A 22,619-nucleotide genomic window follows, 5' to 3' on the forward strand; every position below is an offset into this window, starting at 1 on the left:
CCTCAGATCCTGGAATTAAGAGCAATAGTTTAACGCGGTTTCGGCACAAACTGCCGGAACAGCTCCCGGCTTTTCAGCGGTTTGCCGCCAAGATACGGCTTCAGGGCGATGCGAGTAAAGCGTTTCGCCGCGCGCAGGGTGTCGCTGTCAGGAAATTCCCGTGCGGCCAGCGCCCGCAGATGACGTCCGGTAAAGGTGGCGTTATCGATAACCAGACTGGCAATAAAGCCTTTCTCTTCGCGGTAGCGATAGGTCATCACGTCATCCACTTCGTCACCGCTCCCCGCGCAGTGGAGGAAATCGACGCCGTAGCCCAGGTGACCCAGCAGCGCCAGCTCAAAGCGACGCAGGGCCGGTTCCGGCGAGCCTGTGGCGCCCGCCAGCATCTGGATACAGTTGAGGTAGTCGAAGAAGAGTTCGGAGAAGCGCGTTTCCTGTTCGAGGACGCGGGAGATCAGTTCGTTGACGTAGAGACCGCTATAGAGCGTGATACCGCTGAGCGGTAACGCCAGCGAAACGGGTTCGGCACTGCGCAGGGTTTTGACGTCGCCGCGCCCGCCAAAGCGGACCAGCAGAGGGGTAAAAGGTTGCAGAGCGCCTTTGAGGCTGGAGCGTTTTGAACGTGCGCCTTTTGCTACCAGGCGCACGCGACCCGACTCTTCCGTGAAGACGTCCAGCATCAGGCTGGTTTCGCTCCACGGACGGCTATGGAGGACAAATGCCCTTTGCCAGCCCTCCATCTTATTCGTCGTCTTTAAAGATCGTCTACATAGCCGAGACTGCGCAGGGCGCGTTCGTCATCGGCCCAGCCAGATTTCACTTTTACCCACAGCTCAAGGTAAACGCTGGCTTCGAACATCTCTTCCATATCCTTACGCGCTTCGATACCGATGGTTTTGATCTTGGCCCCTTTGTTGCCGATCACCATCTTCTTCTGACCTTCACGCTCAACGAGGATCAGACCGTTGATGTCATACCCGCCGCGTTCGTTGGTCTGGAAGCGTTCGATCTCTACGGTCACCGAATACGGCAGCTCCGCACCGAGGAAACGCATCAGTTTCTCACGGATGATTTCGGAGGCCATAAAGCGCTGGGAACGGTCGGTGACGTAGTCTTCCGGGAAGTGATGGGTCGCTTCCGGCAAATGCTTACGCACGATGCTCGCGATGGTATCCACGTTAGTACCGGTTTCCGCAGACAGCGGCACGATATCGAGGAAGTTCATCTGGCTCGCCAGGAACTGCAGGTGCGGCAGCAGGTCGGCTTTTTCCTGAACATTGTCTACTTTGTTGACCGCGAGGATCACCGGCGCTCTACCGCCGCGCAGTTTGTTGAGCACCATTTCGTCATCGGCGGTCCAACGGGTGCCTTCAACGACAAAGATGATCAGCTCAACGTCACCAATGGAGCTGCTGGCCGCCTTGTTCATCAGGCGGTTGATAGCGCGCTTTTCTTCCATGTGCAGGCCGGGGGTGTCCACGTAGATTGCCTGATACGGCCCTTCGGTGTGGATACCGACGATGCGGTGACGCGTGGTCTGCGCTTTACGGGAAGTAATAGAAATCTTCTGCCCGAGCAGCTTGTTCAGCAGGGTGGATTTGCCAACGTTGGGACGACCCACGATGGCTGCAAATCCGCAGTAACTTTTTTCTTCGCTCATTCCAGCTCCAGTTTTTTCAGCGCCTGTTCGGCGGCAGCCTGCTCCGCCTTACGACGGCTGGAACCCGTGCCAACTACCGGTTCACTCAGGCCGCTGACCTGGCAGTGGATAGTAAATTCCTGATCGTGTGCTTCGCCACGGACCTGCACCACCAGATAAGACGGCAGCGGCAGATGGCGACCCTGCAAATACTCCTGCAAACGGGTTTTCGGATCTTTTTGCTTATCGCCCGGACTGATTTCGTCCAGACGGGTCTGATACCAGCTCAGTATCAGTTTCTCAACGCTCTGAATATCGCTGTCGAGGAACACGCCGCCAATCAGCGCTTCCACGGTGTCCGCCAGAATCGACTCACGGCGGAAGCCGCCGCTTTTCAGCTCGCCCGGCCCCAGTCGCAGACACTCGCCAAGCTCAAACTCGCGACCGAGCTCCGCCAGCGTATTACCGCGAACCAGCGTCGCGCGCATACGACTCATATCCCCTTCATCCACTCGCGGGAAGCGGTGATAGAGTGCGTTGGCGATAACGTAGCTTAAAATGGAGTCTCCCAGAAACTCCAGACGCTCATTGTGTTTGCTGCTGGCACTGCGATGAGTTAATGCCTGTTGCAACAACTCCTGATGAGTAAAAGTGTAGCCCAGCTTCCGCTGGAGCCGATTAATTACGATGGGGTTCATGCGATACCAATAAATGAATGCGTCAACAATGCAGCACACGAAACCGACCTGAGTCAATCAACGCGCTTTCGTGTGCCGTGGCTCCCGGGGGAGACAACCTGAATACCGTTACAATAGCGGGGAATATTCTATACGCAACGACCGGGGTTGTCGTTAGCCAGATGGGATTTATGTACTAAATATTTCGGCTGCGGTCATTATGACCGCAGCCGAACAAATTAGTGAATGCCGCCAATGCGTTTCAGACGCACGCCGGTGGGCCATTCACCTTCCTGTTTTTCGAAGCTCATCCAGATAGCCGTCGCTTTACCGACCAGGTTCCGCTCCGGCACAAAGCCCCAATAGCGGCTGTCCGCGCTATTATCGCGGTTATCACCCATCATAAAGTAGTGGCCCGGTGGAACAACCCAGGTCGCCAGCTGCTGGTCCTGCTGGCGGTAGTACATACCCAGCTGATCCTGAACGATCGGTACGGTCAGAATATTGTGGGTCACATCGCCAAGGGTCTCTTTACGCGCGGCCAGGCGAACGCTGCTTTCACGGCTTTCGCCCGGAGGAAGCTGGAAGAAGCCGCTGCTGGTTTCCCCACGGTTGCTGCGTGCGAAGGTCTGGACAAAATCACTGGCCTGCACGTCAGAATAGGTCACCGCCAGCGCACTGCCGCAGGCCTGCCCGGAAGGACAGCCCGGCTGAATGGTGACTTCTTTCGAGACCGGATTATAAGTAACTTTATCTCCCGGCACGCCCACCGCACGCTTGATGTAGTCGAGGCGCGGGTCTTCAGGATATTTGAAGACCACGATATCCCCGCGCTTCGGATGCCCGGTTTCGATCAGCGTATTCTGGTAAATCGGGTCTTTAATCCCGTAGGCGAATTTCTCCACCAGGATAAAGTCGCCGATCAGCAGAGTTGGCATCATCGAGCCTGACGGGATCTGGAAAGGTTCGTAGATAAACGAACGCACCACCAGCACAATCGCCAGAACCGGGAACACGGAGGCGCCGGTTTCCAGCCAGCCCGGTTTCGGGCCGACTTTTTTCAGCGTTTTAGGATCCAGCTGGTCGCCGGTCGCAGCCTGCGCGGCGGCCTGACGCTCCCGACGTTTTGGTGCAAATACAAATTTATCGACGCACCATAAAAGCCCTGTCACCAGCGTTGCAATCACCAGAATCAGGGCAAACATATTCGCCATGCCAACTCCTTAGGGTTTATTTGCCGTCTTTGCCAACGTGCAGAATGGCGAGGAACGCTTCCTGCGGCAGTTCGACGTTGCCGACCTGCTTCATGCGTTTCTTACCGTCTTTCTGTTTCTGCAACAGTTTCTTCTTACGGCTTACGTCACCACCGTAGCACTTCGCCAGTACGTTTTTACGCAGCTGTTTAACCGTAGAACGGGCGATGATATGGGTGCCGATAGCGGCCTGAATGGCGATATCAAACTGCTGACGCGGGATCAGCTCTTTCATTTTCTCCACCAGCTCACGACCGCGGTACGGCGCGTTGTCGCGGTGGGTGATCAGCGCCAGCGCATCCACGCGTTCGTTGTTGATCAGCACGTCCACGCGCACCATGTCCGAGGTCTGGAAGCGCTTGAAGTTGTAATCCAGCGACGCATAGCCGCGGGAGGTGGACTTCAGACGGTCGAAGAAGTCGAGGACCACTTCCGCCATCGGGATCTCATAGGTCAGCGCAACCTGATTGCCGTGGTAGACCATGTTGGTCTGCACGCCGCGTTTTTCCACGCACAGGGTCATTACGTTGCCGAGATACTCCTGCGGCAGCAGCATATGACACTCCGCGATCGGTTCGCGTAGCTCAGAAATATTGTTCAGCGCCGGCAGCTTGGAAGGGCTGTCAACGTAGACCGTCTCTTTACCGGTGGTCTCGACTTCGTAGACCACCGTCGGTGCCGTGGTGATCAGTTCCAGGTCGTATTCACGCTCCAGACGCTCCTGAATGATCTCCATGTGCAGCAGGCCGAGGAAGCCGCAGCGGAAGCCGAAGCCCAGCGCCGTGGAGCTTTCCGGTTCGTAGAACAGGGAAGCATCGTTCAGGCTCAGTTTACCCAGCGCGTCGCGGAAGGATTCATAGTCATCGGAGCTAATCGGGAACAGACCAGCATAAACCTGCGGCTTCACTTTCTTAAAGCCAGGCAGGGCTTTGTCTGCCGGGTTACGCGACAGGGTCAGGGTATCGCCGACCGGTGCGCCGAGGATGTCTTTGATCGCACAAACCAGCCAGCCTACCTCGCCACAATTCAGCTGGGTACGGTCAACCTGTTTCGGCGTGAAGATCCCCAGACGGTCCGCGTTATAGACCTGGCCGGTGCTCATCACTTTGACTTTGTCGCCCTTACGCAGGGTGCCGTTTTTCACACGCACCAGGGAGACAACGCCGAGGTAGTTATCGAACCAGGAGTCGATAATCAGCGCCTGCAGCGGCGCTTCCGGATCGCCTTCCGGTCCAGGAATGTCGCGCACCAGACGCTCAAGCACGTCCTGTACGCCGACGCCGGTTTTCGCCGAGCAGCGTACCGCGTCGGTGGCGTCGATACCGACGATGTCTTCGATTTCTTCAGCGACGCGTTCCGGATCGGCGGCAGGCAGGTCAATTTTGTTGAGAACCGGCACCACTTCCAGATCCATTTCGATCGCGGTGTAGCAGTTTGCCAGGGTCTGCGCTTCCACGCCCTGCCCGGCATCCACCACCAGCAGCGCGCCTTCACAGGCGGCCAGCGAACGGGAAACTTCATAGGAGAAGTCAACGTGGCCAGGGGTGTCGATGAAATTCAGCTGGTAGGTTTCACCGTCGGCGGCTTTAAAATCGAGCGTGACGCTCTGCGCCTTAATGGTGATCCCGCGCTCGCGCTCCAGATCCATTGAGTCGAGGACCTGGGCAGCCATTTCACGGTCAGAAAGCCCGCCGCAAATCTGGATAATACGGTCAGACAGCGTCGATTTACCGTGGTCGATATGAGCGATGATAGAAAAGTTGCGTATGTTCTTCATATATGGAGATTATTATGCCTTACGAATAACTTAGAGGCTTCGCGCAACGCGCTGTCTGAGCCCGACGTGTAGAGTCCGAAAACGCCGCATTCTACACTACATTGATGGGTTATGTCCTCCACTTGCACGCAAGGATCGCGGGCAGCGGGACTACGGGCTTATTTCGGCAGGTGAGGCATCAACGCGCAGCGCATCAGGTGGCAGACCAACGCTTAATATCACCGGCTGCCAGGCTTCTTTTTCCGCCAGCCGACGGGAAGCGCCACGGGCCAGCAGGAATCCACCGACGCCGCCGAGAATGCCGCCGCAAAGGGCAGCGAGATCGCTGGTGAAAAGCGCCTGGAACAGGCCACCCATGATAAAAAGCCCCACCAGCGGCGACATATAGACCAGCACCGCCGAGCCAAGCAGGCTCCCTTCGGCAATGCCTAATTCCACTTTTTGCCCGGCCACCAGCGGTGCCTGGCTCGGCACGCTGAGAGTATGCTGCGTCTGCGGTCCAAGCTTGTTCAGCACGCGTGTTCCGCAGCCCGAGCGGGAAGCACAGCTGCTGCAGGAGGACTGCACGTCACAGCTTACCAGCGCCTGTCCGTTATTCCAGGAGACTACCGTTGCCCACTCTTTAATCATTGCGCTGCCCTGAACTTAATACTGTCGGAAATACGTTTCGCCGTCTGCGGAGGCAGTTCGCCAAGCACCGAGATCTCTGCGCCGTTACGGACGCTGATAGTCACCGTGCGGCGGCCGGTACGCAGCATCTGATCGGTGCTGGACTGGGTGGCGCGATTCACGTTAATGGAGAAGCTGAACAGGCCATCGGAATAGAGGCGTGATTCAATTGGGCCTTCGACGGTTGGCAGCGGACGGCGGCTGCTGGAAACTTCCGTGAAGCCCTGTGGCAGCCAGGACGGCGCCCAGTTAAAGCTGACTTTGTCGCCAACCGGCACGGAGAGCTGCGGCGGTAGACTGGCAGCGGCAAGCTCCTGCATGCTCTTGTTCACCTGGGCACTGATGTTGAAATCAATAACCCGGAACTGTTCCAGGGCTTCGCCATCGCGATCCAGAAGATCGACACGCAGAGGCAGTTTGCTTTCGGCATCCAGCCAGACGGTGTAGCTGTAGCGGGTCCCGTCTCGCGCCACGACGCGAACCACTTCGCACATCCGGTCGGCAATACGGGTTCGGCCTACGGAGATAAAATCGTAGTAAGGCGTCAGGCGTTTGAAATCGGTATAGACCAGCGAAGGCAGCGAATCGACAATGTAGTCGCCGTTGAGCGTGAAAGGCTCCAGCCCCGGTTCGAAATAGCTGATCTCCGTGCCGCGCTGCACCACCTCACGACGCGGGCCATCGAGCTGAAGCAGCTGGGCCAGCGGCTGGTTATTCAGACGTGCGTGCTGATAGCGCAGAGATTCAACGCCTTGCTTATTGATGCTGACGAAAGAGAGTTCGTAATTGAGTGACTGACTGGCCTGGTACATCTCCTGCAACAACGCCCCGGACGAAACATCTGCCGAGGCGTTGAAGGGGAATAGCAGGCTACCCGTCACAAGTGACATGGCACACCAGAGTTGCTTCATTACTGCGATTGCGTTCCTAAAGTTTGGTTACCCGGCACCTGCACGGCAGCCTGCTGGGTTTGCGCCTGCTCAAGCTGAAGCTGTTCAGCGTGAAGGCGGCGCTGCAGTTCGTAATCCTGGAGCATAGCATTAATACGGCGGCGTTGCTCCTGAACCTGCTGTGGACCCGAACCGGCGCTGGCGGACACATCCGCAGGCACGCCCAGGCTCACCGGGCTGGCTTTGCCCATTATCGGCAGCGTGTTAAGCACCGGTGATTCAGCCTGCAATGTTGAGTCAGACTGTCCGTTATACTGCTGAACGCCAACGATCACCGCCAGTGAAACGCAGGCAGCAACGCCCATTTGCGTCAGCTGGCTCGCCCACGGACGTACTTTTGCCCAGAAAGGCATCTTCTGCCACTGATGCGGCGCGGGCTGAGCTTCAGGAATGAGCGGCGTCGTCACCTGGCGCAGCGGCTCTTGCTCAATAGCGGCCATCACGCGGGATGAGATATCGAAATGGAGGACATCGCTGGTATCGCCCCGGAGCGAGTCACGAATAAGGTGGTAACTCTCCCAGGTTTTTTGCATTTCAGGATTACGCGACAGCTCGCTGAGCAACTCGCTATCCAGCATTTCACCATCCATTAAAGCGGAAAGTTGTTCTTTCTGCATGCCTAATACCTTTTCCAGTATCCCGCTATCGTCAACGCCTGATTAGCGGTTGAACTTTATTATCAATAGCTTCTCGCGCACGGAAGATACGCGAACGAACCGTACCTACCGGGCAATCCATAATGGCGGCTATCTCTTCATAGCTCAGGCCATCCAGCTCCCGCAAGGTAATTGCCATGCGTAAATCTTCCGGAAGCGACTCGATGGTGCGAAAAACAATTTGTCTCAGCTCTTCTGACAACATTAAGTTCTCAGGGTTCGAAATTTCTTTCAGCGCCCCACCGCTTTCGAAGTTCTCCGCGTCATTCGCGTCGATATCGCTGGACGGCGGGCGGCGTCCCTGAGCAACCAGATAATTCTTCGCCGTGTTGACGGCAATACGGTACAGCCACGTATAAAAAGCGCTATCGCCCCGGAACGAATCCAGCGCGCGGTAGGCTTTGATAAATGATTCTTGCACCACGTCAGGCACATCGCCCGATGGCACATAGCGGGAAACCAGGCTCGCCACTTTATGCTGGTAGCGAACCACCAGTAAGTTGAAAGCTTTTTGGTCTCCCTTCTGGACCCGTTCTACCAGGACCTGGTCCGTTAACTGCTCGCTCATCCGAGGTAATATCTCCCCAAACCTTGTTTCCACGCGTCTTCAGAACGCCACTCCAATACTGCAAATACGAGCAAGCAGAGGATTAGAGCGTCAGTTGATTGTAAAGTTCCGTCACGCCTTTGTTTTTGTGTATCGTTTCGCAGCGATGCTTAATTATCACTCATTATACGTCCGCGCACTGCGAAGCTCGCACTTTCTGCCTGAAAAAGCACAAAGACGCCAGAAGAGTAACGTATGCCTGCTCTTTTTTCATCATAAAATCTGAGGGTAACGATTGGCTTCGCACTATTTCGTCTTTCTCTCAGGCGTCTTCTTCCTCCGCCTCCGTGTTTAGCGCACACAACAAAAATGAAAAAATAGCTGCCTGAACGACCATTGCGATGCTAAGCTCCGGTAACCATGTTTAGTAAATTAAACAAATACCATGAACGTAACACCTGAACTTTCCTGCGACGTGCTGATCGTTGGCAGCGGCGCAGCGGGACTGTCGCTGGCGCTTCGCCTGGCTGAACACAGCTCGGTTATTGTTTTGAGCAAGGGCCCGGTCAGCGAAGGCTCGACCTTTTATGCGCAGGGCGGGATCGCCGCCGTTTTTGATGAAACCGACAGCGTTGAATCTCACGTTGACGATACGCTGATTGCCGGTGCGGGGATCTGCGATCGCCACGCGGTCTCTTTCGTGGCCGGAAATGCCCGCCACTGCGTGCAGTGGCTGATCGATCAGGGCGTCCTGTTTGATACGCAGACCGGGGAAAATGGTGAAACCGCCTGGCATCTGACCCGCGAGGGCGGCCACAGCCATCGGCGTATCCTGCACGCCGCCGACGCGACCGGTAAAGCGGTGGCAACCACTCTGGTGAGCAAAGCCCTGAGTCACCCCAATATCCGCATTCTTGAGCGCTGTAACGCCGTCGATCTGGTTATCTCCGACAAGATTGGCCTGCCCGGTCCCCGACGCGCCGTGGGTGCCTGGATCTGGAACCGTAATAAAGAGTCGGTGGAAACCTGTCGGGCGGGATCGGTGGTGCTGGCGACCGGCGGCGCATCAAAGGTGTATCAGTATACGACCAACCCGGATATTGCCTCCGGAGACGGGATCGCCATGGCCTGGCGTGCGGGCTGCCGCGTGGCAAACCTTGAGTTTAACCAGTTTCATCCGACGGCGCTGTTTCATCCGCAGGCACGCAATTTTCTTCTTACCGAGGCGCTGCGCGGCGAGGGAGCCTGGCTCCTGCGTCCGGACGGTTCGCGTTTTATGCCGGACTTCGATGAGCGTGCCGAGCTGGCACCGCGTGATATCGTCGCCAGAGCTATCGATCATGAGATGAAGCGGCTCGGGGCAGACTGCATGTATCTGGATATCAGCCATAAGCCGGAAGCTTTTATTCGCCAGCATTTCCCGATGATTTACGAGAAGCTGCTCGGTCTGGGTATCGATCTGACTAAAGAGCCGGTCCCCGTCGTTCCCGCCGCCCACTATACCTGCGGCGGCGTGATGGTGGATGACTATGGCCGTACCGACGTTGACGGTCTGTACGCGATTGGCGAGGTGAGCTATACCGGGCTGCACGGCGCTAACCGTATGGCGTCAAACTCGCTGCTGGAGTGTCTGGTATACGGCTGGTCCGCCGCCGATGATATTCAGAAGCGACGGTCTGCCGGGCCTGAGCGGCCGCCGATCCCGGCCTGGGATGAGAGTCGGGTCGAAAACGCCGATGAGCGGGTGGTGATCCAGCATAACTGGCACGAACTGCGGCTGTTTATGTGGGACTACGTCGGGATTGTCCGCAGCACCAAACGGCTGGAGCGAGCGCTGCGCCGTATTACCATGCTGCAGCAGGAAATCGACGAGTACTACGCCCACTTTCGCGTCTCGAACAACCTTCTTGAGCTGCGTAATCTGGTGCAGGTCGCCGAGCTGATCGTCCGCTGTGCGCTACAGCGTAAAGAGAGCCGCGGGCTGCACTTTACGCTGGACTACCCGGACCTGCTGCCGACGTCGGGACCGTCAATTCTCTCGCCTCACATAAATAAATAGAACGGACGGGTCAGCGCGGTATAGGCTTCTGAGTATTGCTGATCCGGCCCGCGGATCGCCATCCGATCGCTAAAGCACTCCCCGGCGCGGGGAGAAAACGCCAGCAGCACCCGATGCGGTAGACGCGCATCGTTGTCCGCGATATCGGTGCGCAGCCGCAAATGCCAGCCCATCTCCAGCGCCTGCTGGGTGAAGACAGTGCCGATATTTTCCGGCAAGACCACGCAGAAAAAACCCTCTTCCGTAATACTGCTGGCGGCACAGGCCAGCAAGGCGCTATGCTCCAGTGACGACGTTGAACGCGCCCGATCACGCTGGGGTGTGGCGCATTCGACGCCTGGCGTAAAGTAAGGCGGATTGCTGACGATCAGATCATAACGCTGGGTTTGCTGCCCGACCCAGGACTGAATGTCCGCGGCGTGTACCTGAACACGCCCGGCCCAGGGAGAAGCCGCTGCATTTTCTCTGGCCTGTTCAGCCGCCTCACTGTCAATTTCAACGGCGTCCACGGTGACGGTGTCGTCGGTCCGCTGGGCCAGCATTAAGGCCAGCAGCCCGCTACCGGTACCGATATCGAGGATACGTTTGATTCGTGCGACGGGCGCCCATGCGCCCAGCAGGATCCCGTCGGTACCCACTTTCATCGCACAGCGATCGTGGGCGACAAAAAACTGTTTAAAGGTAAATCCATCACGACGCAGTGCGGAACCTGATTCAGACATCAAAAGCCACCTTTCTGGCAAAAAAAGGTCGATAGCATAGGGTAATGAACGATACCGGAGAAGCCTTAACCATACAAACAGATGAAGATTGTGGCCGTAACGTCTATAATCAGCGCCCCACACAGAGGTAGATAATGACTGTAACGACTTTTTCCGAACTCGAACTCGACGAGAGCCTGCTGGAAGCCCTCCAGAATAAAGGCTTCACACGCCCAACCGCCATTCAGGCTGCTGCCATTCCGCCTGCGCTAGAGGGGCGTGATGTGCTCGGTTCCGCGCCAACAGGCACCGGTAAAACGGCGGCATATTTGCTGCCGGTGTTGCAGCATCTTCTCGATTTTCCGCGTAAAAAATCCGGCCCGCCGCGTATTCTGATCCTGACACCGACCCGCGAGCTGGCCGTGCAGGTGGCAGAACACGCCCGCGAACTGGCGGCGAACACCCATCTGGATATCGCCACCATCACCGGCGGCGTGGCCTTTATGAATCACGCCGAAGTGTTCAGCGAAAACCAGGATATCGTGGTCGCGACGACCGGTCGCCTGATGCAGTACATCAAAGAAGAGAACTTTGACTGCCGCGCCGTTGAGACGCTGATCCTTGACGAAGCCGACCGTATGCTGGACCTCGGGTTCGCTCAGGACATCGAACATATTGCCGGTGAAACCCGCTGGCGCAAGCAGACCATGCTGTTTTCCGCGACCCTGGAAGGCAACGCCGTCAGCGATTTCGCCAAGCGCCTGCTGGAAGATCCGGTCGAAGTTTCCGCGACGCCGTCCACCCGCGAGCGTAAGAAAATTCATCAGTGGTACTACCGCGCCGACAACGCAGAGCACAAAACCGCCCTGCTGACCCACCTGTTAAAACAGCCGGACGTCTCCCGCTCCATCATCTTCGTGCGCAAGCGCGAGCGTGTGCATGAGCTGGCAGAGCTGCTGCGTAAGGTCGGGATTAACAACTGCTACCTCGAAGGCGAGATGGTGCAGGCCAAACGTACCGAAGCGATTAAGCGCCTCACCGACGGTCGCGTTAACGTGCTGGTAGCGACCGACGTCGCCGCCCGTGGGATCGATATCCCGGACGTCAGCCACGTCTTTAACTTCGATATGCCGCGCACCGCCGATACCTATCTGCACCGTATTGGCCGTACCGGCCGTGCGGGCCGTAAAGGGACTGCGATCTCGCTGGTTGAAGCGCACGACCACCTGCTGCTGGGCAAGATCGGCCGCTATATTGAAGAGCCGCTGAAACCCCGCGTTATCGACGAGCTGCGTCCGACCTCCCGCGCACCGAGCGAGAAGCAGACCGGCAAGCCGTCGAAGAAAGTGCTGGCGAAGCGCGCAGAGCAGAAAAAAGAGAAAGATAAAGAGAAGGTGCGGGTGAAAGTACGCCATCGCGACGCCAAAAACGTCGGCAAGCGCCGTAAGCCAAGCGGATCGACGGAGACCCCGTCATCCGGTGGTACTAAAGAGTAAAAAAAATGCCGGACGCGTGTCCGGCATTTTTTTGGCCTCAACGCAGGCTTACAGGCTTGCGGTAAAGGTACGCGCAATAACGTCGCGCTGCTGTTCTGGCGTCAGAGAGTTAAAACGCACGGCATAGCCGGAAACGCGAATGGTCAGCTGCGGGTAGTTTTCCGGATGTTTTACTGCATCTTCCAGAGTTTCACGACGCAGTACGTTCACGTTCAGGTGCTGGCCGCCTTCCACACGCACTTCCGGCTGCACATCAACCGGCACTTCGCGGTATTCGATCTCGCCCAGCTTGCTGACGGCGACAACGTCATCTTCGGCATAGCCGGCTTTTGCACACAGGCAGCGAGCTTCGCCTTTTTCCTGGTCCAGGAGCCAGAAAGAGTTCAGCAGGTCGTCGTTTGCGGCTTTGGTAATCTGGATACCTGTAATCATGTGATGCCTCCCATAGGCTACATTATTTGATTGTGTTGACCGGCACCGGCCAATTGGTAAAACCATTGTTGCTTAGGTGTTTATATACCAGTCACCCAGGGTCCATTCATTGACCTAAATCAATAAAATCCACACACCAAAAGTGGTGATAGGGAAATTACTTGTTTTATATCAAGTTACGCGAGTCACAAGTGAAAATTATTTTGTAAATTTTAAACTTTTTTTAGACTCGTCACGCGCTTCCGGCATCGTTAATTTTGTATTGCAGAAAGAAGCCGTTAAGCTAGGCCGATTCAATGTCGCAGGAGAGCGAGAAGATGGCACCATTAACCTGGCACGACGTGCTGGCTGACGAGAAAACCCAGCCCTACTTTATAAATACGCTCAGTACAGTCGCCACGGAAAGGCAGTCTGGCGTAACGATTTATCCCCCGCAGAAGGATGTGTTTAACGCCTTTCGCTATACCGAGCTTGCCGATGTCAAAGTGGTGATCCTCGGTCAGGACCCCTATCACGGTCCTGGCCAGGCACACGGAATGGCGTTCTCCGTCCTGCCTGGCGTCGCAACCCCGCCGTCGCTGCTCAATATGTATAAAGAGCTGGAAAAGACCATTCCCGGTTTTACCCGACCGCAGCACGGCTATCTGGAAAGCTGGGCGCGCCAGGGCGTACTGCTGCTTAACACGGTGCTGACGGTGCGCGCAGGCCAGGCGCACTCGCATGCCAGCCTGGGCTGGGAAACCTTTACCGATAAAGTGATCGCGCTGATTAACCAGCATTGTGAGGGAGTGGTGTTCTTGCTGTGGGGATCGCACGCCCAGAAGAAAGGCGCGATTATCGACGGCCAGCGCCATCACGTCCTGCGCGCACCGCATCCATCGCCGCTCTCGGCGCATAGGGGCTTTTTCGGCTGTAATCACTTTGTGCTGACCAATGAATGGCTGGCGCAGCGGGGCGAAACGCCCATAGACTGGATGCCGACCTTGCCGGCGGAAAGCGAGTAAAAAAAATGCCAGCGATAAACGCTGGCATTTTTTATCAGGCTTTATTCTGTCGCCACCATTCGGCCAGCAGAATACCCGTGGCGACGGAGACGTTGAGACTTTCAACGTTGCCGGTGCCGTCAATGGAGACGTTCAGATCGGCGCTTTCCAGCACGGCATCTGACAGACCATCGCGTTCCTGACCCAGCGCCAGCACCATTTTCTTCGGCAGCGTGGCTTTAGACAGCGGCGTACCTTTATGGCTGGAGGTGGTGACGATGGCATAACCATCGCGACGGAACTGCTCCAGCGCTTCGGTAAAGCTGTCGCCGGTGATCGGCTGCACGTGCTCTGCCCCACCTTCCGCCGTGCGGATAGCCGCACCGGATTCAAGGATCGCCGCATCCTGTACGACCACACCTTTCACGCCGAAGTGCGCGCAGCTGCGAACAATCGCGCCGAGGTTATGTGGGTTACCCACATCTTCCAGCGCCAGGACGCAATCTTCCTCAGCAGCCTGTCCAACCCACTGCTGAACGCTGACGCCGTTACGCTTTTTGATCAGGAAGCAAACGCCGCCGTGGTGTTCGGTACCGGACGCTTTCGCCAGTTCGGCTTCATCCACAACGTGGTAGGCCTTACGGTTAGCCGCCATCCAGCGCAGCGCTTCTTTAAAGCGCGGGGTTACGCTCTGGACAAACCAGGCGCGAACGATGGCGTCAGGACGGCTCTGGTAAAGAGCCTGACAGGCGTTTTCACCGTAGACACGGGTCTCTTCGGCGCGCTGGCGACGCAGCACTTCCGGATCGATAAAGCTTTTGCCGCTGATCCCACCGTGATCGGCCTTCGCCGGGGCTTCTTCGCCCGGTGCACGCGAAACGGTACGCCACGGGGATGCATCACTCTGGTAATCACGGTCACGATCGCGATTGCGGTCACGATCCCGTTCGCGCGGAGCCTGGCTGTCGCGGGAAGAACGACGACCGGAATCAGAGCGTGCTGAACCGCCACGGGATGCCCCGTCACGAGACGATCCGCTACGACCGCCGCCTTTCCCGGTACGCGGGTTCTGGCTGCGTTTATCTGAATCATCGTCACTGCGGACATACATCACTTTGACCTTGCCGCTTTTATTTTTTAACTCGTCGTTCATGCTTTCCTCCACCAGCGCTGCGCGAAGCGCGAAGATTACCCGATGTGCCGCCGCATCGCCATCACTTCTGTTAAAAGCCAGCGACTATTGTACCCATTGAATAAAACGCATTGTCGTCTAAAACCAAAGCATCAATAATATGCAACATAAAAGAAACATTCCGGCGCGCGCGCCGTTGTGCAATCCACTCATCCTGAGGTTAGTTATGAATACCGTTTGTGCCAGTTGCCAGGTACTTAACCGCATTCCGGACGACCGCGTTAACGATACGGCAAAATGCGGACGCTGCGGCCATGAGCTGTTCGACGGCGAAGTGATCAATGCCACCGGCGAGATGCTCGATAAACTGCTGAAAGACGATCTTCCGGTTGTGGTCGATTTCTGGGCCCCCTGGTGTGGCCCGTGCCGCAACTTCGCGCCAATCTTTGAAGATGTCGCCGAAGAGCGCAGCGGTAAAGTGCGTTTCGTCAAAATCAATACCGAAGCCGAACGTGAGATCAGCGCACGCTTTCGTATCCGCAGTATCCCGACCATTATGATTTTCCGTAATGGTGAAGTCGTGGATATGCTTAACGGTGCCGTGCCTAAAGCCCCGTTCGATAGCTGGCTTAACGAATCCCTGTAATCACACCGGGGCACAGTGCTTGTGCCCCTTTTTGACCTCTGCGACAATGGCGTTTTTATTGCCCCATTCGCCTTCATGAATAATAACGCCGTTCTTCAACTTCGCGCCGAACGTCTGGCGCGCGCCACGCGTCCTTTCCTCGCCAGGGGCAACCGCATCCGTCGCTGTCAGCGCTGTCTGCTACCGCAAAAGCAGTGTCTGTGCGACACCATTACTGCTGTCGGGGCCGGGAGCCGTTTTTGTCTGGTGATGTTTGATACGGAGCCGATGAAACCGAGTAATACCGGGCGGCTTATCGCCGATATCCTGCCCGACACCGCCGCGTTTCAGTGGTCGCGTACCGAACCGCCGCAGGCGCTGTTGGATCTGGTCAGCCACCCGGATTATCAGCCCGTTGTGGTGTTCCCTGCGTCTTATGCCGACGCAGACCGGCAGGTCATCGCCGCGCCTGCCCCGGGAAAACCGCCGCTGTTTATTATGCTCGACGGCACCTGGACGGAAGCGCGAAAGATGTTTCGTAAAAGCCCGTATCTGGATGCGCTGCCGGTGATCTCCGTGGATCTGTCCCGCGTCTCCGCCTATCACCTGCGCGAAGCTCATGCCGAAGGGCAATACTGCACCGCAGAGGTTGCTATTGCACTCCTGGATCTGGCCGGGGATACGACAGCGGCAGGCGCGCTGGCCGATCATTTCAGCCTCTTCCGCACTCGCTATCTGGCAGGAAAACCTCATCATCAGGCCAGTATCACAGCAACATCGGCAGAAAGCGTTTAAAATCATCAGGTCATTTGCGTCTGAGGGAAGACGGTATGAGCCAACGTGGACTGGAAGCGCTGCTGCGACCAAAATCGATCGCCGTGATAGGCGCGTCAATGAAGCCAACGCGCGCCGGTTATCTGATGATGCGCAATCTGCTGGCCGGTGGGTTTAGCGGGCCGGTATTGCCGGTCACCCCGGCTTATAAAGCCGTCCAGGGCGTGCTGGCCTGGCCCGATATTGCCAGCCTGCCCTTTACGCCGGATCTTGCCGTACTCTGTACCAACGCCTCACGAAACCTGGAGCTTCTGGAAGCGCTTGGGGAGAAAGGGTGTAAAACCTGCATTATTCTTTCCGGCCTGGCCGAGCAGCACGCTGCGCTGCTGGCCTGCGCCCGACGTTATCAGATGCGACTGCTGGGGCCAAACAGCCTCGGACTGCTGGCTCCGTGGCAGGGGCTTAACGCCAGTTTCTCCCCGGTCCCCATCAGCAAAGGCAAGCTGGCGTTTATCTCTCAGTCCGCCGCCATTTCCAATACAATCCTCGACTGGGCCCAGCAGCGCGAAATGGGCTTTTCCTGGTTTATTGCGCTGGGTGACAGCCTGGATATCGACGTTGATGAGCTGCTCGACTATCTGGCCCGCGACAGCAAGACCAGCGCGATCCTGCTCTACCTTGAGCATCTTAGCGACGCCCGGCGCTTTGTTTCCGCCGCCCGTAGTGCGTCACGCAACAAACCGATTCTGGTGATCAAAGGCGGCCGCAGCCCGGACGCTCAGCGCCTGCTGCACGTCAATTCCGGGATCGATCCGGCATGGGACGCGGCGATCCAGCGCGCCGGTTTGCTGCGCGTGCAGGACACCCACGAACTCTTTTCCGCCGTTGAAACCCTGAGCCATATGCGCCCTCTGCGCGGAGAGCGGCTGATGATCGTCAGTAACGGTGCGGCACCGGCGGCGCTGGCGCTCGATGAACTCTGGTCGCGGCAGGGCAAACTCGCCGTTCTGAGTGACGAAACCCGGGAACAGCTTGGCCAACTGCTGCCTTCTGGCGTCGAGGTCTCCAACCCGCTGGATTTGCGAGACGACGCCAGTAGCGGGCACTACACCCAGACGCTGAATATCTTACTGAACGATCATGCTATCGACGCCCTGCTGGTGATCCACTCCCCCAGCGCCGTTGCGCCGGGAACGGAGAGCGCCGTAGCGCTGATCGGCGCCGTTAAACAGCATCCGCGAGGCAATTACGTCAGCCTGCTGACCAACTGGTGCGGAGAGTATTCCTCCCAGGAGGCACGCCGCCTGTTTAGCGAAGCGGGCCTGCCGACGTACCGAACGCCGGAAGGCGCCATCACCGCCTTTATGCATATGGTGGAGTATCGTCGCAATCAGAAACAGCTGCGCGAAACGCCTGCTCTGCCGGTGGATCTCACGACCAATGCGGCCGAAGCCCATACGTTGCTTCAGCAGGCTATCGCCGAGGGCGCCACTTCTCTGGATACGCATGAAGTACAGCCGATTCTGCAGGCCTATGGGCTGAACACGCTCCCGACCTGGATCGCGGCCGACAGCGCCGAAGCCGTGCATATTGCCGGGCAGATTGGCTATCCGGTTGCCCTCAAGCTGCGCTCGCCGGATATCGCCCATAAATCCGACGTACAGGGCGTGATGCTCTATCTGCGTACCGCCAGCGAAGTGCAGCAGGCGGCGGATGCGATGCTCGATCGCGTTAAGATGACCTGGCCCCAGGCACGTATCCACGGTCTGCTGGTGCAAAGCATGGCCCGCCGCGCCGGGGCGCAGGAGTTACGCATCGTGGTGGAGCAAGATCCGGTCTTCGGCCCGCTGATTATGCTGGGCGAAGGCGGCGTGGAGTGGCATGCGCAGGATCAGGCCGCGGTCGCTCTGCCGCCGCTGAATATGAATCTGGCCCGCTATCTGGTGATCCAGGCGATCAAGGGGAAAAAAATTCGTGGCCGCAGCGCCCTGAGACCGCTGGATATTCCCGGCCTGAGCCAGCTGCTGGTGAAGGTATCCAACCTGATTGTCGACTGCCCCGAAATCCAGCGCCTGGATATTCATCCGCTCCTCGCCTCTGCCGACGAGTTTACCGTACTGGATGTCACCCTTGAGATCGCGCCCTTCGACGGCAGTAACGAGAGCCGTCTGGCAATACGCCCTTACCCTCGCCAGCTTGAAGCCCGGGTGGATCTGAAAAACGGCGAACGTTGCCTGTTCCGGCCGATCCTGCCGGAAGATGAACCGGCGCTGCAGCAGTTTATCGCCAGGGTGACCAAAGAAGATCTCTATTATCGCTACTTTAGTGAAATCAACGAATTTACCCATGAAGACTTAGCCAACATGACGCAGATCGACTACGATCGAGAGATGGCGTTTGTCGCGCTGCGCCATACGGATAACGGGGATGAGATCCTCGGCGTATCGCGGGCAATTTCCGATCCCGACAACATCGACGCGGAGTTCGCCGTGCTGGTGCGTTCGGATCTGAAAGGCCTGGGTTTAGGTCGCCAGCTACTGGAAACCTTAATCCACTACACCCGGGATCACGGTCTGCAGCGGCTTAACGGCATTACAATGCCGAACAACCGAGGGATGATTGCTCTTGCGCGTAAACTGGGGTTTAAGGTCGATATCCAGCTGGAAGACGGCATTGTCGGGCTGACGCTTTTGTTAGCGGACTCGGATAATCGTGAGTAAGCCACTGGAAATGTTGACCACTTTGCGGGACGTAGTGGTATGATTGCCCGCTTGTGTCGTCTGCATATAGTACAACGGCCCTTTCATTAAACAGAGAAGAACTGCACTGTGATGTTGTCAAAATTTAAGCGAAATAAACATCAACAACACCTTGCCCAACTACCCAAGATCTCTCAGTCAGTTGATGATGTCGCGTTCTTTTATTCCCCCGCGGACTTCCGTACTGCGCTGCTTGCCCGCATTGCCAGCGCGACGAAGCGCATCTGCATTATTGCTCTCTATCTGGAGCAGGACGACGGCGGCAAAGGGATCATGCAGGCTTTGTATGACGCAAAGCGCCAGCGTCCCGAATTAGACGTCCGCGTGCTGGTCGACTGGCACCGCGCCCAGCGTGGACGCATTGGCGACGCGGCTGCCAATACCAATGCCGACTGGTACTGCCGTATGGCGCAGGAAAACCCGGGCGTTGATGTTCCCGTCTATGGTGTCCCGGTGAATACCCGCGAAGCGCTCGGCGTTCTGCACTTCAAAGGCTTCATCATCGATGACAGCGTAATGTACAGCGGCGCCAGCCTTAACGACGTGTACCTGCATCAGCATGAGAAGTACCGCTACGACCGCTACCAGTGCATCCGCAACCCGCAGATGACCGACGTCATGTTTGACTGGGTAACGCGTAACCTGATTCAGGGCCGTGGGGTTAACCGCCTCGATGCTGAAAACCGGCCGAAAAGCCCGGAGATCAAAAACGATATCCGTCTGTATCGCCAGGAGCTGCGCGACGCCAGCTACCATTTCCAGGGCGATGCCGATAACGAACAGCTGGCGGTCACGCCGCTGGTCGGTCTGGGAAAATCCAGTCTGCTGAACAAGACGATTTTCCACCTGATGCCCTGCACAGAGCAGAAGCTGACCATTTGCACACCGTACTTCAACCTGCCAGCGATGCTGGTGCGCAATATTATTCATTTACTGCGCGAAGGGAAGAAGGTGGAAATTATCGTCGGTGATAAAACGGCGAACGACTTTTATATTCCGGAAGATCAGCCGTTTAAAATTATCGGCGCGCTACCCTATCTGTATGAGATCAACCTGCGCCGTTTCCTGAGCCGCCTGCAGTATTACGTGAATACTGACCAGCTGGTTGTCCGGCTGTGGAAAGATGAAGACAACACCTACCATCTGAAAGGTATGTGGGTCGATGATAAGTGGATGCTGCTGACCGGTAATAATCTCAATCCGCGCGCCTGGCGCCTGGACCTGGAAAATGCCATTCTGATCCACGATCCGCAGCAGGAACTGACTGCGCAGCGTGATAAAGAACTGGAGCTTATCCGCCAGCATACGACGGTGGTGAAGCACTACCGCGATCTGCAGAGTATCGCCGATTACCCTGTCAAGGTACGTAAGCTGATTCGTCGTCTGCGACGTATTCGTATCGACCGCTTAATCAGCCGTATTCTGTAATCACAGGCCTCGCGTATTGCGGGGCTTTTTTTCAGGAGCCTGCCGTGCATCTTCTCGTATTACCTGCACTTCTTCTGCTAAGCGGCTGCAGCCATATGGCGCAGGATAGCTGGACGGGACGAGACAAGGCCCAGCACTTTCTGGCGTCCGCGATGCTTTCGGCGGCGGGTAACGAATATGCCCAGCGCCAGGGCGTCAGCCGCGATCGCAGCGGCGCTATCGGAGTGATGTTCTCGGTCAGTCTTGGTGCGTCGAAAGAGCTGTGGGATAGCCGCCCCGCTGGGAGCGGCTGGAGCTGGAAAGACTTTGCCTGGGATGTTGCCGGTGCCACCACCGGCTATACCCTCTGGCAGATGGCGCATTACTAAAGGCGAATGCCTTTCCCCTTACGGTGCAGCATCAGCGAAATCCCAAACGCCAGCGCACCCATCACGGTGACGTACCAGAAAAACGCACTCTCAAAGCCCACGGATTTCAGCGACAGCGCCACGTACTCAGCCGAACCGCCAAAGAGCGCGTTCGCCACGGCATACGACAGCCCCACGCCAAGCGCACGTACCTGAGCCGGGAACATCTCTGCCTTCAGGATCCCGCTGATCGAGGTATAGAAACTGACGATCAGCAGCGCGCACATGACCAGGCCGAAAGCGGCATAAGGTGAGGTAACATTCTGCAGCGCAGAGAGGATGGGCACCGTAAAGAGCGTGGCCAGCCCGCCGAAGCAGAGCATCGACGCACGACGACCCATCTTATCCGACAGCGCCCCAAACAGCGGCTGCAACAGCATAAAGACAAACAGCGCCGCGGTCATAATTCCGCTCGCCACGTTGGTGTGCATCCCCGCGGTATTCACCAGATATTTCTGCATATAGGTGGTGAAGGTATAGAAGCACAGAGAACCACCGGCGGTAAAGCCCACCACCATCAGGAAAGCTTTGCGATTCCGCCACAGGCCTTTCATCGATCCTGCTTCTTTCAATGCCCGCGTTTCCTGCTGCGAGGTTTCATCCAGCTGGCGACGTAGCCACAGCGCCACCACCGCCAGTACGGCACCGATAGCAAACGGAATGCGCCAGCCCCAGGCATACAGATTTTCACTGCTCATGGTGTGCTGAAGGATGACCACAACCAGCAGGGCCATTAACTGACCGCCGATCAGGGTGACATACTGGAAAGAGGCGTAAAATCCCTTTTTCCCTTCGACCGCCACCTCACTCATATAGGTTGCGCTGGTACCGTACTCACCGCCCACCGAAAGTCCCTGGAATAACCGGGCCAGCAGCAGCAGCGCCGGAGCCCATGTCCCAATCACCTCATAGCCCGGCAGACAGGCGATCACCAGCGATCCGGCACACATCATGCACACCGAGATCAGCATCGATTTTTTACGTCCGTGTTTATCGGCGATATAACCAAAAATCCAGCCACCGATAGGACGCATCAGGAAACCTGCGGCGAAAACGCCGGCGGTCTGTAAGAGCTGTGTCGTGGTGTTCCCGGACGGGAAAAAGATATGTGCAAAATAGAGAGAACAGAAGGAATAGACATAAAAATCAAACCATTCCACAAGATTACCGGACGAGGCACCCACAATCGCCCATACGCGACGTCGGGTGTCACTGCTGGCCAGCGACTTTTTTGCCGCAATGCTGCTTTCTGCCATTATTTTATACTCCTGCCAAAATAGAACTCCGCACGTAAAATGTTATATTTTTGTTATAGTCTATTTTGTGAGCGTAGTCGGGTTTTTACTTAGCAGGGTAAGGGTTTAGGAGTTTACGCATAGAGATTACAAACGCAAAAAGGCCATCCTTTCGGATGGCCTTCTGCTTTATTTGATGCCTGGCAGTTTATGGCGGGCGTCCTGCCCGCCACCCTTCGGGCCGTTGCTTCGCAACGTTCAAATCCGCTCCCGGCGGATTTGTCCTGGGCAAAGAGTCACTCACCGACAAACAACAGATAAAACGAAAGGCCCAGTCTTTCGACTGAGCCTTTCGTTTTATTTGATGCCTGGCAGTTCCCTACTCTCGCATGGGGAGACCCCACACTACCATCGGCGCTA

General features: G+C 56.9%; 22 protein-coding genes. 8 read left to right on the forward strand and 14 right to left on the reverse strand.

The genetic code is table 11. The features are described from left to right. Positions 1–29 precede the first annotated feature (29 nt). The 10 genes from recO to rseD all read right to left on the reverse strand — a co-directional run bounded on the left by recO (position 30) and on the right by rseD (position 8,263). Positions 30–740 (reverse strand): DNA repair protein RecO, encoded by a 711-nt coding sequence (gene recO / locus EDF81_RS08325; RefSeq protein WP_123347601.1) that lies wholly within the window; start codon positions 738–740, stop codon positions 30–32. A 14-nt stretch (positions 741–754) separates the two neighbouring features. Further along, complete coding sequence (era, locus tag EDF81_RS08330) at positions 755–1,660, reverse strand: GTPase Era (protein ID WP_123347602.1); 906 nt, start codon at positions 1,658–1,660, stop codon at positions 755–757. Next, positions 1,657–2,337: a ribonuclease III gene (rnc, locus tag EDF81_RS08335; protein WP_123347603.1), complete on the reverse strand. Its 681-nt coding sequence runs from the start codon at positions 2,335–2,337 to the stop codon at positions 1,657–1,659. The genes era and rnc overlap by 4 nt, the downstream gene beginning before the upstream one ends. 218 nt (positions 2,338–2,555) lie before the next feature. After that, a complete protein-coding gene (lepB, locus tag EDF81_RS08340; RefSeq protein WP_123347604.1) occupies positions 2,556–3,530 on the reverse strand; it encodes a signal peptidase I in 975 nt (324 codons plus the stop codon). A 16-nt stretch (positions 3,531–3,546) separates the two neighbouring features. After that, positions 3,547–5,346, reverse strand: a complete 1,800-nt coding sequence (gene lepA, locus EDF81_RS08345; RefSeq protein WP_123347605.1) for a translation elongation factor 4 — start codon at positions 5,344–5,346, stop codon at positions 3,547–3,549. A 150-nt stretch (positions 5,347–5,496) separates the two neighbouring features. Beyond that, positions 5,497–5,976 (reverse strand): SoxR-reducing system protein RseC, encoded by a 480-nt coding sequence (gene rseC, locus EDF81_RS08350; RefSeq protein WP_123347606.1) that lies wholly within the window; start codon positions 5,974–5,976, stop codon positions 5,497–5,499. Next, positions 5,973–6,926, reverse strand: coding sequence for a sigma-E factor regulatory protein RseB (gene rseB, locus EDF81_RS08355; RefSeq protein WP_123347607.1), 954 nt, complete (start codon positions 6,924–6,926; stop codon positions 5,973–5,975). The genes rseC and rseB overlap by 4 nt, the downstream gene beginning before the upstream one ends. Continuing rightward, the gene (gene rseA, locus EDF81_RS08360; RefSeq protein ID WP_123347608.1) at positions 6,926–7,582 is read right to left on the reverse strand and encodes an anti-sigma-E factor RseA; all 657 of its coding nucleotides are present in this window, start codon (positions 7,580–7,582) and stop codon (positions 6,926–6,928) included. Before rseA ends, rseB begins: the two co-directional genes overlap by 1 nt. Positions 7,583–7,613: 31 nt before the next feature. After that, a complete protein-coding gene (gene rpoE / locus EDF81_RS08365) occupies positions 7,614–8,189 on the reverse strand; it encodes an RNA polymerase sigma factor RpoE (protein ID WP_123347609.1) in 576 nt (191 codons plus the stop codon). Next, positions 8,186–8,263: a rpoE leader peptide RseD gene (rseD, locus tag EDF81_RS24220; protein WP_260232689.1), complete on the reverse strand. Its 78-nt coding sequence runs from the start codon at positions 8,261–8,263 to the stop codon at positions 8,186–8,188. Before rseD ends, rpoE begins: the two co-directional genes overlap by 4 nt. Positions 8,264–8,613: 350 nt before the next feature. Between rseD and nadB the strand changes: the two genes are divergently transcribed. Beyond that, a complete protein-coding gene (nadB, locus tag EDF81_RS08375; RefSeq protein ID WP_123347610.1) occupies positions 8,614–10,227 on the forward strand; it encodes an L-aspartate oxidase in 1,614 nt (537 codons plus the stop codon). Here the strand turns inward: nadB and EDF81_RS08380 are convergent. Beyond that, entirely contained in the window at positions 10,212–10,949 is a 738-nt protein-coding gene (locus EDF81_RS08380) for a tRNA(1)(Val) (adenine(37)-N(6))-methyltransferase TrmN (protein ID WP_123347611.1), read from the reverse strand. The two genes, nadB and EDF81_RS08380, sit on opposite strands and share 16 nt — an antisense overlap. Positions 10,950–11,083: 134 nt before the next feature. Here EDF81_RS08380 and srmB point away from each other — a divergent pair, with 134 nt between their 5' ends. Beyond that, the gene (gene srmB / locus EDF81_RS08385; RefSeq protein ID WP_123347612.1) at positions 11,084–12,424 is read left to right on the forward strand and encodes an ATP-dependent RNA helicase SrmB; all 1,341 of its coding nucleotides are present in this window, start codon (positions 11,084–11,086) and stop codon (positions 12,422–12,424) included. A 48-nt stretch (positions 12,425–12,472) separates the two neighbouring features. On the opposite strand, the gene grcA is transcribed toward srmB, so the two are convergent. Then, positions 12,473–12,856: an autonomous glycyl radical cofactor GrcA gene (grcA, locus tag EDF81_RS08390; protein ID WP_123347613.1), complete on the reverse strand. Its 384-nt coding sequence runs from the start codon at positions 12,854–12,856 to the stop codon at positions 12,473–12,475. Positions 12,857–13,173: 317 nt separating this feature from the next. Here grcA and ung point away from each other — a divergent pair, with 317 nt between their 5' ends. Continuing rightward, the gene (ung, locus tag EDF81_RS08395) at positions 13,174–13,860 is read left to right on the forward strand and encodes a uracil-DNA glycosylase (protein ID WP_123347614.1); all 687 of its coding nucleotides are present in this window, start codon (positions 13,174–13,176) and stop codon (positions 13,858–13,860) included. Between the two features lie 34 nt (positions 13,861–13,894). Here ung and EDF81_RS08400 read toward each other — a convergent pair whose 3' ends face one another. After that, a complete protein-coding gene (locus tag EDF81_RS08400) occupies positions 13,895–14,992 on the reverse strand; it encodes a tRNA/rRNA methyltransferase (protein ID WP_123347615.1) in 1,098 nt (365 codons plus the stop codon). Between the two features lie 205 nt (positions 14,993–15,197). Here EDF81_RS08400 and trxC point away from each other — a divergent pair, with 205 nt between their 5' ends. From trxC to EDF81_RS08425, 5 genes are all read left to right on the forward strand, one after another. Beyond that, positions 15,198–15,617, forward strand: coding sequence for a thioredoxin TrxC (gene trxC / locus EDF81_RS08405; RefSeq protein WP_123347616.1), 420 nt, complete (start codon positions 15,198–15,200; stop codon positions 15,615–15,617). A gap of 75 nt (positions 15,618–15,692) precedes the next feature. Further along, a complete protein-coding gene (locus tag EDF81_RS08410; protein ID WP_123347709.1) occupies positions 15,693–16,391 on the forward strand; it encodes a tRNA-uridine aminocarboxypropyltransferase in 699 nt (232 codons plus the stop codon). A 35-nt stretch (positions 16,392–16,426) separates the two neighbouring features. Continuing rightward, complete coding sequence (pat, locus tag EDF81_RS08415; protein WP_123347617.1) at positions 16,427–19,090, forward strand: bifunctional acetate--CoA ligase family protein/GNAT family N-acetyltransferase; 2,664 nt, start codon at positions 16,427–16,429, stop codon at positions 19,088–19,090. A 111-nt stretch (positions 19,091–19,201) separates the two neighbouring features. Continuing rightward, complete coding sequence (pssA, locus tag EDF81_RS08420; protein ID WP_123347618.1) at positions 19,202–20,557, forward strand: CDP-diacylglycerol--serine O-phosphatidyltransferase; 1,356 nt, start codon at positions 19,202–19,204, stop codon at positions 20,555–20,557. 44 nt (positions 20,558–20,601) lie between these two features. Beyond that, on the forward strand, positions 20,602–20,925 hold the full coding sequence (locus EDF81_RS08425; RefSeq protein ID WP_123347619.1) for a YfiM family lipoprotein: 324 nt from the start codon (positions 20,602–20,604) through the stop codon (positions 20,923–20,925). Here the strand turns inward: EDF81_RS08425 and EDF81_RS08430 are convergent. After that, on the reverse strand, positions 20,922–22,220 hold the full coding sequence (locus tag EDF81_RS08430) for an MFS transporter (protein ID WP_123347620.1): 1,299 nt from the start codon (positions 22,218–22,220) through the stop codon (positions 20,922–20,924). The genes EDF81_RS08425 and EDF81_RS08430 overlap by 4 nt on opposite strands. Between the last annotated feature and the right edge of the window lie 399 nt (positions 22,221–22,619).

Origin of the sequence: Enterobacter sp. BIGb0383, assembly GCF_003751845.1 — a bacterium.
Classification (GTDB): Bacteria; Pseudomonadota; Gammaproteobacteria; order Enterobacterales; family Enterobacteriaceae; genus BIGb0383.